The sequence below is a fragment of the Streptomyces sp. NBC_00078 genome (assembly GCF_026343335.1).
Taxonomy (GTDB): Bacteria; Actinomycetota; Actinomycetes; order Streptomycetales; family Streptomycetaceae; genus Streptomyces.
The window spans coordinates 2,225,868-2,240,811 of record NZ_JAPELX010000001.1; the positions used below are offsets into that span (position 1 = coordinate 2,225,868).

10 protein-coding genes are annotated in these 14,944 nt (G+C 70.2%); 7 read left to right on the forward strand and 3 right to left on the reverse strand.

Features of this window, described 5'->3' with window-relative positions; all coding sequences use genetic code 11:
- Positions 1-139: 139 nt before the first annotated feature.
- Positions 140-1,861: a lytic transglycosylase domain-containing protein gene (locus OOK07_RS10450; RefSeq protein ID WP_266796061.1), complete on the reverse strand. Its 1,722-nt coding sequence runs from the start codon at positions 1,859-1,861 to the stop codon at positions 140-142.
- Between the two features lie 370 nt (positions 1,862-2,231).
- Here OOK07_RS10450 and OOK07_RS10455 point away from each other — a divergent pair, with 370 nt between their 5' ends.
- On the forward strand, positions 2,232-3,383 hold the full coding sequence (locus OOK07_RS10455) for a DUF4184 family protein (protein WP_266796063.1): 1,152 nt from the start codon (positions 2,232-2,234) through the stop codon (positions 3,381-3,383).
- A gap of 59 nt (positions 3,384-3,442) precedes the next feature.
- Here OOK07_RS10455 and OOK07_RS10460 read toward each other — a convergent pair whose 3' ends face one another.
- Both OOK07_RS10460 and polA read right to left on the reverse strand, forming a co-directional pair.
- Complete coding sequence (locus OOK07_RS10460; RefSeq protein WP_266796065.1) at positions 3,443-3,811, reverse strand: hypothetical protein; 369 nt, start codon at positions 3,809-3,811, stop codon at positions 3,443-3,445.
- A gap of 391 nt (positions 3,812-4,202) precedes the next feature.
- Positions 4,203-6,926: a DNA polymerase I gene (polA, locus tag OOK07_RS10465; protein ID WP_266679022.1), complete on the reverse strand. Its 2,724-nt coding sequence runs from the start codon at positions 6,924-6,926 to the stop codon at positions 4,203-4,205.
- 146 nt (positions 6,927-7,072) lie between these two features.
- Here polA and OOK07_RS10470 point away from each other — a divergent pair, with 146 nt between their 5' ends.
- From OOK07_RS10470 to OOK07_RS10495, 6 genes are all read left to right on the forward strand, one after another.
- On the forward strand, positions 7,073-9,352 hold the full coding sequence (locus tag OOK07_RS10470; protein ID WP_266796068.1) for an FdhF/YdeP family oxidoreductase: 2,280 nt from the start codon (positions 7,073-7,075) through the stop codon (positions 9,350-9,352).
- Between the two features lie 51 nt (positions 9,353-9,403).
- The gene (locus OOK07_RS10475; RefSeq protein WP_266679026.1) at positions 9,404-9,874 is read left to right on the forward strand and encodes a PaaI family thioesterase; all 471 of its coding nucleotides are present in this window, start codon (positions 9,404-9,406) and stop codon (positions 9,872-9,874) included.
- A 76-nt stretch (positions 9,875-9,950) separates the two neighbouring features.
- The gene (locus OOK07_RS10480) at positions 9,951-10,706 is read left to right on the forward strand and encodes a hypothetical protein (RefSeq protein ID WP_266796069.1); all 756 of its coding nucleotides are present in this window, start codon (positions 9,951-9,953) and stop codon (positions 10,704-10,706) included.
- Positions 10,707-10,882: 176 nt separating this feature from the next.
- A complete protein-coding gene (locus OOK07_RS10485) occupies positions 10,883-12,106 on the forward strand; it encodes a branched-chain amino acid ABC transporter substrate-binding protein (protein ID WP_266679030.1) in 1,224 nt (407 codons plus the stop codon).
- 114 nt (positions 12,107-12,220) lie between these two features.
- A complete protein-coding gene (locus OOK07_RS10490) occupies positions 12,221-13,153 on the forward strand; it encodes a branched-chain amino acid ABC transporter permease (RefSeq protein ID WP_266679032.1) in 933 nt (310 codons plus the stop codon).
- Between the two features lie 5 nt (positions 13,154-13,158).
- Positions 13,159-14,943: a branched-chain amino acid ABC transporter permease gene (locus OOK07_RS10495; RefSeq protein WP_266796071.1), complete on the forward strand. Its 1,785-nt coding sequence runs from the start codon at positions 13,159-13,161 to the stop codon at positions 14,941-14,943.
- Position 14,944: the final 1 nt, after the last annotated feature.

The window sequence follows — 14,944 nt, forward strand, 5'->3', positions numbered from 1 at the left end:
GGAAACCGCATGGAACTGATACATCGTCAGGTCCGGCACCGTAGCAACGGGTGGGCGAGATGAGAACACGTTGCACACACGACGACTGCGGCGCTCCCTCCGGTCGAGGCAGCGCCGCAGTCGTCGTCGTACGGAGAAACTACGAGCTCGGGCTCGCGGACGGGCTGGGGCTGGGGCTTGCCGAGGCGGCGGGGGCCACGGTCAGCGGGACGTTGAGCGCCGCACCGCCCGCGGTGGTGACGCGGAGCATGAAGGTGCCGGTGTTGTCGTCGGAGTACAGCTTCGGCAGCTTCAGCACGCCCTTGGCGTCCGTCTTCAGGCCCGTCAGCGTGCGTACGGCCTTGCCGTCGGCGTCCTTGAAGTACGGACCCTTGTCGTCCTCGGTCGGGTCGAGCACCGACTTGATCAGGGTCGCGGTGACCGCGACCTTGTCCGCGACGGCACCCTTGTAGGTGGCCTTCACCTCGGCCTGGTCGGCGAACTCGCCGCCCGGGGTGCAGGTCAGCGCCGTGTCGCTGGTACGGACGAGGGTGTCGGCGACGCGCTCGGTGACGGTGGCCGTGTAGTCGAGGCCGCTGACCGAACGGCCCATGAGCGTGGCACGGACGGTGACGTCGCCGGTCTTCTCGCCCGCCCGCAGCGCGGGAGCGACGGCCACACCGGAGCTGTTGGTGAGGACCGCGGCGACGCGCTCGCCACCGGTGAAGGTGGTGTCGGTGTCGCCGACGATGGTGAAGCGGACCCTGACCTTGCCGACCGCCTTGCCGGCCTTGGTCTCGGCCCTTGTGCTGATCTTCTTGGTGAACGCGTCGCCGGCCATCGCGGTGAGCTTCGCGGTACCCGCGTCCTCCAGGTGGTCGACCGTGTCGGTGGGGGTGGGGGTGGGGGTGGGGGTGGGCGACGGACTTCCCGGCGTCGACGGGGTGGGCGGTGCGGACGGGCTGGTCGAGCCCGAGCCCGGCTTCGGCCTGTCCGGCTGCGAGGGCGACGGAGACGGGCCGGCGCCCGCCGGGTCGTCGTTGCGGCCCGAGGGGACACCGCCGCTGCCGTTCGGGATCTCGTGCGTGCCCTTGCGGTAGTACTCCAGCCACGACAGGACGAGGTTCAGATAGTCCTGCGAGTTGTTGTAGCTGAGGATCGCGCGGTTGAGGTCGGACGGGGTCGACAAGTCCCAGTCGTAGCGGCAAAGGTAGTGGCCGGCGGCGAGGGCGGCGTCGTACACGTTGTTGGGGTCCTTGGCCCCGTCGCCGTTGCCGTCGCGGCCCGCCCACGCCCAGGTGGAGGGGATGAACTGCATGGGGCCCACGGCCTGGTCGTACGAGCTGTTGCCGTCGTACTTGCCGCCGTCGGTGTCCTTGATCATCGCGAAGCCGTTGCCGTCGAGCTGCGGACCGAGGATCGGGGAAATGGTGGTGCCGTCTGCGGAGACGCGGCCGCCGCGGGCCTGGCCCGACTCGACCTTGCCGATCGCGGCGAGCAGCTGCCAGGGCAGGTTGCAGCCGGGCTTGGACTCGCGCAGCTCGGCCTCGGCCTTCTTGTAGGCGTCGAGGACGGTAGCGGGTATGCCGGACTCGAAGTCGCCCTGCGCGACGGGGGTGCCGCTCGCGGACGGCGAAGGGCTCGGGCTCGGGCTCGGGCTGTGCAGCGGCGGCAGGTCCGTGTAGTACGGCGAGTTGCCGGTGGCGGCGCCGGCGTCCGCGGTCGCGTCGGGAGAGGGCTGGGCGTCCGAGGCGGTCCGTCTGCCGTGGTCGTCGACGGTCACCCCCGGAGCCTGAGAGGCGGACAGGGCCGCTACCGCGACCGCTGCCACGGCGGTGGTCGCCGCCCCTTTGGCCAGCCTCCTGCCGAATTGCGCCGCCATAAGGTGAACCCCTCCCGTGGACGCACCAGCGTCCGTCTTCGTCCTGTCGGGCACGCGCTGCGCCCGCCCTTGATGTGACGATCGACCCGGCGTGCGGGTTGCCCTCGATATTGCTCTTGTCTCGCTCGCGTCACTGGTACCGCCTGCGTCGCCGACGTCGACGGCGAGTTGCCCTGTTCGCGTGTTCGAACGTGCTGCCGAAGCGGTGACCCAGGCGACCCTACGACAACTTCCTTTCCACGGGGACCCGTTCGTGCCCGATATTCACCCCTTGGCCATGCGCGGCCGGGGCACAGTCGCGGCACGCATACTGGACCGAAGTGATCACCCGGGCCGCCCGCCCGGGCAACGTCCCGCGTGAGGAGCCCAGTTGCCGTTCACGCTGAGCCATGCGGCCGCCGTCCTTCCCGCGGTGCGCGCCGACGGGACCGGTCGAGGTCGGCTGATTCCGGCCGTACTCGTGGCCGGCTCCTTCGCGCCGGATATGACCTATTACGCAGCGAGTGCGGTGTCCGGGGCGATGGAGTTCGGGGACGTCACGCACTCCTTTCCCGGCGTCTTCACGGTCGATGTGCTGGTGGCCTGGGCGCTGGTCGGGCTGTGGCTGCTGCTGCGCGAGCCGCTGGTGGCGCTGCTGCCACGGGCCTGGCAACCGCGGCCGGCCGCCCTGCTGCACTGTGGGGCGCCACGCGCGCGCGTCCGGCCGTCCCTGGTGGCCCGGTGGTACGCCTCCGCCGCGCTCGGCGCCCTGACTCACGTCGTGTGGGACGCGTTCACCCACCTCGACCGCTGGGGCATGCGGCTCTTCCCCGCCCTGGGACACAAGGTAGACGGCTTCCCGTTGTACTGGTACCTGCAGTACGGCGGCTCGGCCGTGGCTGCGGGCGTGATCGCCGTATGGGCGGGGTGGGCGTTGCGGCGCCAGCCGACGGGGGCGGCCTCCGCCACCGGGCCGGTGAGCATGGGACGTGCCGGGGACGGGCCCACGTCGCGTCAGGAGACGGCCGGGGCGTCCTCCGCCGCCGCCGGGACGGTGGGCGCGGGACGTGCCGGGGACGGGCCCGCGTCGCGTCGGGAGACGGCCGGACTCGCCTCCGCCACCGGGCCGGTGAGCACGGGGCGTGCCGGGGACGGGCCCACGTCGCGTCAGGAGACGGCCGGGGCGTCCTCCGCCGCCGGGCCGTTGAGCGCGGGACGTGCCGGGGACGGGCCGACGGGTGTCGCCTTGCTTTCGGGGCGGGCAGGTGCCGGGCCGACGGGTGTCGCCTGGTTGTCGCTACGGGACCGGTGGTGGGCCGGTGCCGTGATCGGCGGGTGTGCGGTGGCGGGGGCCGTGCAGCGCGCGACCCGGTGGTGGGCGTACTGGGGCTCGACCGCGAAGCCGTGGGAACTCATCCCGGCGGTTTGCTTCGGAGCGGGCGCGGGGCTCGTGCTGGGTCTGCTGCTGTACGCGGTGGGAGTCAGGGTGTGGCGCCGGCCCGCGCCCGACGCCGCGGACCCGGAGCCGGTATCCGCCGCCTGAGGGTCGACCTGACCCTGGGTGAGGGTGCCCGCGGTCACGACGTGCGCCCTGGCCATTGGTCAGTGCCCGGCGCCGCCGTCCCTGCCCCTGGTGAAAGTGCCCGTGGTGACGATGAAGACGGGGATCGTGCGGGTGGCGCGGGCGGCGCGGGTGTGGCGGGTGCGGGCGATGAGTGCGGTCAGGTAGCTGCGGCCCAGGCCTGCCCATAGCCGCCAGACGGACGGCTCACCCGAGGTCTTTGCCGGGCGGCGCAGTCGGCGCCGGAGGTGCGTCGCCGTGCGGCGCAGAACGACGACGAGGTCGGTGGGGATGCGGGCGGTGCTTGCGCGGGCTGCGAAGGCCGGCACCGGCGCGGGCGGTGCGGCGGACGCCGCCTCGGCACTCGCCTGCGCTCTCGCCGTCCGGCGGTTGAGCATGCGTATACCCATGCCCGCATCCTGACGGGGCCGAGGCGGTGGCGCCCTTTTCGCGAGGGCCACCTGAGTGACGGGCCCTACGGAGACCCGCCGTAGAGGACGCAGAGCGCTCCGCACCACCGCAGCCAGACCCCGTGCCGCCGATCCATGCCGGTAGCGGGCTGCCCGCCGGGCCGCCGGAGTGTGGGCGTCGACGTCGAGGCGCGCCCTACCGCGAACCCACCCGAGTGCCGGCCCCTGCCCAGACCGGCCTGGGCGGCCCTGAAGCATGCAGAGCGCTCCGCACCACCGCAGCCAGACCCCGTGCCGCCGATCCATGCCCGTGTCGGGCCGCCTGGCGGGGGCGGTGTCGGGAGGCCGCCGCCCCCGGCAGGCGACCCGGCCCCCGCTCCGCCGCCGGAGGCTAGTGCGCCGCCGACTCCCAGTCCGTCCCCACGCCCACCGAGACGCCCAGCGGCACTGTCAGGTGAACGGCGTCGGCCATTTCGCGGCGGACGATCTCCTCCGCCTTCGCGCGCTCCCCGGGGGCGATCTCCAAGACGACTTCGTCGTGGACCTGGAGGAGCATGCGGGAGGTGAGGTCCGCCGCCCTCAGCGCGTCGTCCACCTTGAGCATGGCGATCTTGACGATGTCCGCCGCGGTGCCCTGGATGGGCGCGTTGAGAGCCATGCGCTCGGCGGCCTCGCGGCGCTGGCGGTTGTCGCTGTTGAGGTCGGGGAGGTAACGGCGGCGGCCGAAGAGCGTCGCCGTGTAGCCCGTTGCCCGCGCCTCGTCGACGGCCCGGCGGAGGTAGTCGCGGACACCGCCGAAGCGCTCGAAGTACGCGTCCATCAGGCCGCGCGCCTCCGCCGCCTCGATGTTCAGCTGCTGGGACAGTCCGAACGCCGACAGCCCGTACGCCAGGCCGTACGACATGGCCTTGATCTTGCGTCGCATCTCCGCGTCCACCCCGGCGGGCTCGACGCCGAACACCTGGGAGGCCGCGGTGGTGTGCAGGTCCTCGCCGGAGGTGAACGCCTCGATCAGGCCCTCGTCCTCGGAGAGGTGGGCCATCACGCGCAGTTCGATCTGGCTGTAGTCGGCGGTCATCAGCGACTCGAAGCCCTCGCCGACCACGAAGCCCCGGCGGATCGCGCGGCCCTCGTCCGTGCGGACCGGGATGTTCTGCAGGTTCGGGTCCGTGGACGACAGGCGGCCGGTCGCGGCGACCGTCTGGTTGAAGGTGGTGTGGATACGGCCGTCGGCGGCGATCGTCTTGATCAGGCCCTCGACGGTGACCCGCAGCTTCGCCTGCTCGCGGTGGCGGAGCATGACGACCGGCAGTTCGTTGTCCGTCTGGGTGGCGAGCCAGGCCAGGGCGTCGGCATCCGTGGTGTAGCCGGTCTTGGTCTTCTTCGTCTTGGGCAGGCCGAGCTCGCCGAAGAGGACCTCCTGCAGCTGCTTGGGCGAGCCGAGGTTGAACTCGTGCCCCGCGGCCGCGTGCGCCTCCTTCACCGCCTGCTGGACGGCGCCGGCGAACATCTGCTCCATGGCCTCCAGGTGGGCCCGGTCGGCCGCGATGCCGTGCCGCTCCATGCGGGCCAGCAGGATGGAGGTGGGCAGCTCCATGTCGCGCAGCAGGTCCGCGGCACCGACCTCCTCAAGACGGCCCCGGAACGCTTCCCCGAGGTCGAGGATCGCGCGGGCCTGCACCATGAGCGCCTCGGCCTCGGCACCGTCGTCGGAACCGAAGGCGAGCTGGCCGTCGGCCGCGGCGGCGGGAGCCAGCTCACGGCCCAGGTACTCCAGGGACAGCGCGTCCAGGTCGAAGGAGCGACGGCCCGGCTTGACCAGGTAGGCGGCCAGCGCGGTGTCCATGAAGACACCGGCGATGCTCCAGCCGTGCTCGGTGAACACGCGCATGGCGCCCTTGGCGTTGTGCAGCACCTTGGGGCGGTCCTCGGCGGCCAGCCAGGCCAGCCACGCCTTCTCGTCGGCCTCGTCCAGCTGGGACGGGTCGAACCAGGCGGCCGGTCCCCCGGCGGCGGCGAGCGCGACCTCGGCGACCGAGCCGGCGCCCAGCGCCCATGCGTCGACCGTGGCCACGCCGAGCGTCTGCGTGCCGTGCTCGGCGAGCCAGCCGGCCAGCTCGCCCGTGGCCAGCACCGTCCCGTCCAGCTCCACCCCGGGGGCCACCGGCGTCGCCTCGGCCTCCTCGCCGCCCGGGTCCACGGCGAGCAGCCGCTCGCGCAGCGAGGGGTTCCTGATCTCCAGGGTGTCCAGGATCATCGCGAGGGCCGTGCGGTCGTAGGCGACGCGCTCCAGGTCGGTGACCGCCTTGGGCAGCTCGACCGTACGCACCATCTCGGTGAGGCGGCGGTTGAGCTGGACGGCCTCCAGGTGGTCGCGCAGGTTCTGCCCGGCCTTGCCCTTGACCTCCTCGACGCGCTCGACCAGCTCCGCGAACGAACCGAACTGGTTGATCCACTTCGCGGCCGTCTTCTCGCCGACGCCGGGGATGCCCGGCAGGTTGTCGGACGGGTCACCGCGCAGGGCGGCGAAGTCGGGGTACTGCGCGGGTGTCAGCCCGTACTTCTCGAAGACCTTCTCCGGGGTGAACCGGGTCAGTTCGGAGACGCCCTTGGTCGGATACAGCACCGTCGTGTGCTCGCTGACCAGCTGGAAGGAGTCGCGGTCGCCGGTGACGATCAGCACCTCGAAGCCCTCGGCCTCGGCCTGGGTGGCGAGGGTGGCGATGATGTCGTCCGCCTCGTAGCCGTCGACCGCGAAGCGTGACGCGTGCATCGCGTCGAGCAGCTCGCCGATCAGCTCGACCTGGCCCTTGAACTCGTCCGGGGTCTTGGAACGGTTCGCCTTGTATTCCGTGAACTCCTCGGAGCGCCAGGTCTTGCGGGAGACGTCGAAGGCCACGGCGAAGTGTGTGGGCTCCTCGTCACGCAGGGTGTTGGCGAGCATCGACGCGAAGCCGTAGATCGCGTTCGTCGGCTGGCCCGTCGCGGTCGTGAAGTTCTCCGCGGGCAGCGCGAAGAACGCGCGGTAGGCCAGTGAGTGCCCGTCCATGAGCATGAGGCGGGGCCGCTTGCCGCCGGATGTCTTCTCGGTCTTCTTCGATGCTGTCTCTGCCACGCCCCCGATCCTGTCACGAGCCACTGACACTGAGACCCCCTTACGCCCTGGCCCCCTCGCTGTCAGCGCCCCGTGCGAGGATCGAGCGGATGGCTCGCACGCGTAGGTGAAGCGTGTATGTGCGTGTATGCGAAGGAGAGTGCGCGATGGCGACGAAGCCGCCCAAGGGCGACCCGGTTCAGGACGCGCCGCAGGTCGTCGAGCCGAAGCACGCCGCGGCGGGACTCCCCGCCATCGGGCACACGCTGCGCATCGCCCAGCAGCAGATGGGTGTGAAGCGGACCGCGCTGACGCTGCTGCGCGTCAACCAGAAGGACGGCTTCGACTGCCCCGGCTGCGCCTGGCCGGAGCCGGAGCACCGGCACAAGGCGGAATTCTGTGAGAACGGCGCGAAGGCGGTGGCCGAGGAAGCCACCCTGCGCCGGGTCACCCCGGAGTTCTTCGCCGCCCACTCCGTCGCCGATCTCGCGAACCGCAGCGGCTACTGGCTGGGCCAGCAGGGCCGGCTGACGCATCCCATGCATCTCCCCGAAGGGGGCACCCACTACGAGCCGGTGAGCTGGGAGCGCGCCTTCGACATCGTCGCCGAGGAGATCGCCGCCCTGGGCTCCCCGAACGAGGCCCTCTTCTACACCTCGGGCCGCACGAGCAACGAAGCGGCCTTCCTCTACCAGCTGTTCGCCAGGCAGCTCGGCACGAACAACCTGCCCGACTGCTCCAACATGTGCCATGAGTCGTCCGGTTCGGCACTGAACGAGACGATCGGCATCGGCAAGGGCAGCGTCCTGCTGGAGGACCTCTACAAAGCCGACCTGATCATCGTCGCCGGCCAGAACCCGGGGACGAACCACCCGCGCATGCTCTCCGCGCTGGAGAAGGCGAAGGCGGGCGGCGCGAAGATCATCAGCGTCAACCCGCTGCCCGAGGCGGGCCTGGAGCGCTTCAAGAACCCGCAGACCCCACAGGGCATGCTCAAGGGCGCCGCGCTCACCGACCTGTTCCTGCAGATCCGCATCGGCGGCGACCAGGCCCTCTTCCGCCTCCTCAACAAGCTGATCCTCGATGCGGACGGCGCGGTCGACGAGGAGTTCGTGGCCGAACACACCCACGGCTACGAGGAGTTCGCGGCAACCGCCCGCACCGCCGACTGGGACGAGACCCTCGCCGCCACCGGTCTCACCCGCGAGGAGATCGAGCAGACCCTGCGGATGGTCCTCGCCTCCAAGCGCACCATCGTGTGCTGGGCGATGGGCCTCACCCAGCACAAGCACTCCGTGCCGACCATCCGCGAGGTGGTCAACTTCCTTCTGCTGCGCGGCAACATCGGCCGCCCGGGGGCCGGAGTGTGCCCCGTCCGCGGACACAGCAACGTCCAGGGCGACCGCACGATGGGCATCTTCGAGCGCCCCGCACCCGCCTTCCTGGACGCCCTGGAGAAGGAGTTCGGCTTCGCGCCGCCGCGCGAGCACGGCTACGACGTCGTCCAGGCCATCCGCGCCCTGCGCGACGGCGCGGCGAAGGTCTTCTTCGCCATGGGCGGCAACTTCGTATCCGCCTCCCCCGACACGGAGGTCACCGAGGCGGCCATGCGGCGCGCCCGGCTGACCGTGCACGTGTCGACGAAGCTCAACCGCTCGCACGTGGTCACGGGCGCGCGTGCCCTCATCCTGCCCACCCTGGGCCGCACCGAGCGCGACCTCCAGGGCGGCGGCGAGCAGTTCGTGACCGTCGAGGACTCCATGGGCATGGTGCACGCCTCCCGCGGCCGACTGGAGCCCGCCGGCAGGCACCTGCTGTCCGAGCCGGCCATCGTCTGCCGTCTGGCACGCCGCGTGCTGGGCGCGGAGAACCCGGTGCCGTGGGAGGAGTTCGAGAAGGACTACGGCACCATCCGCGACCGCATCGCCCGAGTGGTCCCCGGCTTCGAGGACTTCAACGCGCGCGTGGCCCGCCCCGGCGGCTTCGCCCTCCCGCACGCCCCACGCGACGAACGCCGCTTCCCGACCGCCACCGGCAAGGCCAACTTCACCGCCGCGCCCGTCGAGTACCCCGAGCTGCCCGAAGGCCGCCTGCTGCTGCAGACGCTGCGCTCGCACGACCAGTACAACACCACGATCTACGGCCTCGACGACCGCTACCGCGGGATCAAGAACGGCCGCCGGGTCGTCCTGGTCCACCCCGAGGACGCGCGGGCACTCAAGGTCGCCGAAGGGTCGTACGTCGAGCTGGTCAGCGAGTGGAAGGACGGCGTGGAACGCAGGGCCGCCGGATTCCGGGTCGTGCACTACCCCACGGCACGCGGCTGCGCGGCCGCCTACTACCCGGAGACCAACGTGCTGGTCCCGCTGGACTCCACCGCCGACATCAGCAACACCCCGGCCAGCAAGTCCGTCGTCGTACGTCTGGAACAATCACCAACCCACTGAGCGTTTGCTCAGGCAGCTGGACGAGCGATCAGGACGAACGGAGCCGGGCCCATGGGCGAGCAACAGTACGTGAAGTTCCCGCAGGAGGTCATCGACGAGTACGCCGCACTCGGCGTCGACCTCCCCGCCCTGTTCTCCGCCGGGCACCTCGGCACCCGCATGGGCGTGGAGATCATCGAAGCCTCGGCCGACCGCGTCGTCGGCACCATGCCGGTCGAGGGCAACACCCAGCCCTACGGACTGCTGCACGGCGGCGCCTCCGCGGTCCTCGCCGAAACCCTCGGCTCCGTCGGCTCCATGCTGCACGGCGGCAGCTCCAAGATCGCGGTCGGCGTCGACCTGAACTGCACCCACCACCGAGGCGCGCGATCCGGCCTCGTGACCGGCGTGGCCACACCGGTGCACCGCGGGCGCTCCACAGCGACGTACGAGATCGTGATCAGCGACGAGGAAGGGCGGCGCGTGTGCAGCGCGCGACTGACCTGCCTGCTGCGCGACGTACAGCTGCCCGCCGCGGGCTGACGGCCGCGCCTTCCCCCCACCGGGCACTGTCCGGGCGCGTCCGCCGCGCCTACCGTTTCCCCATGAGGCCCCGGACATGAGCGGCATCGGCCCCGTCGAACCCGCCGGCCCCGTCGAGGCGAACACCGGCGACGACCCCGCCACCCCCCAGGACGTACCGCCACCCGACGTCATCGGCACCGACTCCCCCCGGCTGACCGACCGTTGGCACACACTGCTCCCGCGCACCCGCGGCACCGCACTGGCAGCGGCCGCGGCCACCCTGGCCGCGGCCGTATGGCTCCTGACCGCCCAACCCCCGCCCGCACCGCCGAAGGAACCGGCCACCCCCTCGCCCTCGACCACAACGGCCTTCCACTACAAGGGAGTTGCCGGGCACCCGGGCACAGCCACCACCAGGGACTTCCGCTTCGACGTCTCCGTACACGACGGACCCCCCGTCACCGTCTCCGACATCACCGCCGCCCCCACCGGCATACACACCCGCACCGCACCCCCGACACCCTTCACCGTGCACGCCGGAACCACCCACCGCATCACCGTGCGGATCACCGTGACCGACTGCGGCGGACTCCCCCTCAACGTCAACCTCCCTTTCCTCGACGTAACGCTGCGTAACACACACGCAATACAGCACTACAGTTTCATCTTCGGCGGCAGCTACTCGCACGACCTCTCCGACCTCCTCCACGCAGCCTGCGACGCCACCCGGACGCTCCCCTCGCCCCGCGTCCAACGGGAAGTGCGCGTTCTCACCATGTGGACCCGACGTGTTCCCGCCAAACCGGCCGAGAGCGAACTTCCCCAAGGCTCACCTTCCGGCACGTCATAACAAGAAAGTCACAAGCCAGCCCACACCGATGCCCCCACCTGACAGACAGGCTTAGAGTCACGCCCAGTCACCGCGCCGCCGGGCGCGTCTGCAGAACAGCCCAGCTCGACCCAGTACGGCCCGGCGAGACACACGGCAGCCCAGCAGGACTGCCGGCGCCAGGGAGAGGATTCATCGTGCGACACCGTTCTTTGGTCATACTCACCTCCGTACTCACGACGGGCGCCCTCACGCTGACCGCCTGCGGTTCGCGCGACGACAACAAGGGTGGGGACAGCGGCAGCAAGAAGACCGAGGTCATCATCGGCGTCGACGCACCGCTGACCGGCCAGAACTCCGCGACCGGCCTCGGCATCCAGGGCGGCGTCCAGGTCGCCGTCGACGACGCCAACAAGAACAACCTCGTGCCCGGCGTGACGTTCAAGGTCCAGGCCCTCGACGACAAGGCCATCCCCGCCAGCGGCCAGCAGAACGCCACCCAGCTCGTCAACGACGACAAGGTGCTCGGCGTCGTCGGCCCGCTGAACTCCGGCGTCGCCACCCAGATGCAGCAGGTCTTCGCCACCGCCAACCTGGTCCAGATCTCGCCGTCCAACACCGCCCCCGAGCTCACCCAGGGCAAGAACTGGCAGACGAAGAAGGTCCGCCCCTTCAAGACCTACTTCCGCACCGCCACCACCGACGCCCTGCAGGGCGGCTTCGCCGCCGACTACGCGTACAACACGCTCAAGAAGAAGAGCGTCTTCGTCGTCGACGACAAGCAGACCTACGGCGCGGGCCTGGCCAAGCTGTTCACCGCCGGCTTCACCAAGGCGGGCGGCAAGGTCGCCGGCACCGACCACGTCAACACCGGCGACACCGACTTCTCCGCCCTCGTCACCAAGATCAAGAACTCCAAGGCCGACCTCGTCTACTACGGCGGCCAGTACGACGAGTCCGAGAAGCTCACCAAGCAGCTCAAGGACGGCGGCGCCAAGCTCCCGCTCTTCGGCGGCGACGGCATGTTCAGCGACACCTACATCCAGACCGCCGGCAAGACCGCCGAAGGCGACCTCGCCACCTCCGTCGGCCAGCCCGTCGACACCCTCGCCTCCGCCCAGGACTTCATCAAGAAGTACAAGGCAGCCGGACTCAAGGGCGACTACGGCACCTACGGCGGCTACTCCTACGACGCCGCCACCGCCATCATCAAGGCCATCGGCAACGTCGTGAAGGACGGCAAGGTCCCCTCCGACGCCCGCGCCAAGATCGTCGACGAGGTCGGCAAGACCAAGTTCGACGGCGTCGCCGGCCCCGTCGCCTTCGACCAGTACGGCGACACCACCAACAAGCAGCTGACCGTCTACCAGGTCACCAACGGCAAGTGGAAGGCCGTCAAGAGCGGCACGTTCAACGGCTGACCAACCAGCCGAACCGCCGCTAGCACCACCCCAGGGCCGCGCGGCCGACCACACGTCACCCGCGCGGCCCGTTCCACGCCCCCCGCTCACTCCCCACCACATGGAGGCCATGCGGTGCACACCCTGCCGCAGCAGCTGGCCAACGGGCTGTTCCTCGGCTCGATGTACGGGCTGATCGCCATCGGATACACGATGGTGTACGGCATCGTCCAGCTCATCAACTTCGCCCATGGCGAGATCTTCATGACCGGCGGCTTCGGCGCGCTCACGGTCTACCTCTACGTCCTGCCCAACGGCACATCCATGTGGATAGCCCTCCCGGCGATGCTCATCGGAGGCGGACTCGTCTCCGTCCTCATCGCCGTCGGGGCGGAACGCTTCGCCTACCGACCACTGCGCGGCGCACCACGCCTGGCACCCCTCATCACCGCCATCGGCCTCTCCCTCGCACTCCAGCAGGCCGTCTTCAACTGGTACCCGGACGCCAAGACCGACCGCAACTTCCCCCAGATAGACGCCGGCCCCTGGCACCTCGGCTCCATCAACATCAGCAGCGGATCGCTCTTCGTCATCATCGCCGCCCCCCTCTGCATGGCCGCCCTCGCCATGTTCGTCAGCTTCTCCCGCACCGGCCGCGCCATGCAGGCCACCGCCCAGGACCCCGACACCGCCCAGCTCATGGGCATCGACACCAACCGCATCATCGTCATCGCCTTCGCCATCGGCGGCTTCTTCGCCGCCGTCGCCGCCATCGCCTACGGCCTGCGCTACGGACAGATCAAATACGACATGGGCTTCCAGATGGGCCTCAAAGCCTTCACCGCAGCCGTACTCGGCGGCATCGGCAACATCTACGGCGCCATGATCGGCGGCCTCGTCCTCGGCCTCGCCGAAACCATGGCCACCTCCTACATCGACGACATCCCCGGCATGCAGCAACTCGGCGGCGGCGGCTGGTCCTCCGTCTGGGCCTTCGTCCTCCTCATCCTCGTCCTGCTGTTCAGGCCACAAGGCCTCGTCGGCGAACGCGTAGCGGACAGGGCGTGACCACCATGACAACCACCGAAAAGACCACCCCCACCACGCCGGACACCCCGCGCGGCCTCATCCCCCTGCCCCAGTCCGCCGCCCGCGCCCTGATCGCCACCGGCGCCATCGGCACCATCGCCAGCACCTACATGTCCTGGACCTGGACCTCCGACTTCCCCGGGGACCTCACCTACTACGGCTCCCCCGCAGGCCTCCAGATCCTCGACCTCGTCGCCGGCGTCCTCACCCTGCTCTACGCACTCACCCGCTGGAACATACGCGGCCTCAACTGGCTCAACCCGGCCGGCGCCACCGCCCCCGTGTTCCTCGCCGCCGCAGCCGCCTTCGCCGTCAGCTGGTTCAGCGCCCTCGCCATCGCCATCGACCTCGGCGGACTCGTCAACCTCGACCCCGGCGCCTACCTCGCCGCCGTCGCCTCCCTCATCGCCCTCCTCGGCGCCCTCGCCCTGCCCAGCCCCGGCAACACCGCCAAAGCCTGGGTCAGCAAGCCCGACAACATCCCCCCGGCAGGCAAACTCCCCGCCTGGGGCGAACGCCTCGTCATCACCGCCGCCACCGGCGTCGGCCTCATCGCCTTCGCCTACGGCATCGGCGTCGACCCCGACGCCAGCGAAACCTTCATCGGCTTCCTGCTGCTCGTCATCTTCGGCTCCTGGGCCCTGCTCGCCGCCGGACTCGCCGACCGGTTCTCCGTCATCAACGCCCGGCACAAAGGTTTCGCCACCTCCATGGCCTTCCTCGCCGCCGCGATCTTCCCCTTCGTCGAGAACAACGAACACAACGCCAACCTCGGCGTGAACATCCTCGTCGTCGCCACCGTCGCCCTCGGCCTCAACATCGTCGTCGGCCTCACCGGACTCCTCGACCTCGGATACGTCGCCTTCCTCGGCGTCGGCGCCTACGCCGCAGCCCTCGTCTCCGGCTCCGAGTTCTCCCGCTTCTCCGGCGTCCAGTTCCCCTTCTGGGCCGCCATGCTCACCGGCATGGCCGCATCGCTCATCTTCGGCGTCCTCATCGGCGCCCCCACCCTGCGACTGCGCGGCGACTACCTCGCCATCGTCACCCTCGGCTTCGGAGAAATCTTCCGCATCACCGTCAACAACCTCGACGGCTCCTCCGGACCCAACATCACCAACGGCCCCAACGGCATCTCGATGATCCCCGACCTCGAGATCTTCGGCTTCAACCTCGGCACCAGCCACACCATCGGCTCCATCACCGTCGGCCGATTCGCCAACTACCTGCTCCTGATGCTCGTCATCACCGCCATCGTCGTCCTCGTCTTCAACCGCGCCGCCGACTCCCGCATCGGCCGCTCCTGGATCGCCATCCGCGAAGACGAAACCGCCGCCACCGCCATGGGCATCAACGGCTTCCGGGTCAAACTCATCGCCTTCGCACTCGGCGCCTCACTCGCCGGCCTCGCCGGCACCGTCAGCGCCCACGTCGGCTACAGCGTCAACCCCGCCCCCTACCAGTTCGCCGGCTCCGTACCACCCAACTCCGCGTTCCTGCTCGCCGCAGTCGTCCTCGGCGGCATGGGCACCGTCGGCGGACCCATCCTCGGCGCCACCCTGCTCTACCTCCTCCCCGAGAAGCTCAGCTTCCTCAAGGAATACCAACTCTTCGCCTTCGGCCTGGCCCTCGTCATCCTCATGCGCTTCCGCCCCGAGGGAATCATCGCCAACCGGCGCCGCCAACTCGAATTCCACGAAACAGAACAGGGCGACATCCCCGAACAGAGCCTTCCCGACACCACCGTCGGCGTCACCAAGGCAGGGGCGTAAC

What these genes read in the sequence shown, in the direction of transcription:
- OOK07_RS10450 (WP_266796061.1), bottom strand. Translation starts at nt 1,861, where the DNA reads ATGGCGGCGCAATTCGGCAGGAGGCTGGCCAAAGGGGCGGCGACCACC.
- OOK07_RS10460 (WP_266796065.1), bottom strand. Translation starts at nt 3,811, where the DNA reads ATGGGTATACGCATGCTCAACCGCCGGACGGCGAGAGCGCAGGCGAGT.
- OOK07_RS10470 (WP_266796068.1), top strand. Translation starts at nt 7,073, where the DNA reads ATGGCGACGAAGCCGCCCAAGGGCGACCCGGTTCAGGACGCGCCGCAG.
- OOK07_RS10475 (WP_266679026.1), top strand. Translation starts at nt 9,404, where the DNA reads ATGGGCGAGCAACAGTACGTGAAGTTCCCGCAGGAGGTCATCGACGAG.
- OOK07_RS10480 (WP_266796069.1), top strand. Translation starts at nt 9,951, where the DNA reads ATGAGCGGCATCGGCCCCGTCGAACCCGCCGGCCCCGTCGAGGCGAAC.
- OOK07_RS10495 (WP_266796071.1), top strand. Translation starts at nt 13,159, where the DNA reads ATGACAACCACCGAAAAGACCACCCCCACCACGCCGGACACCCCGCGC.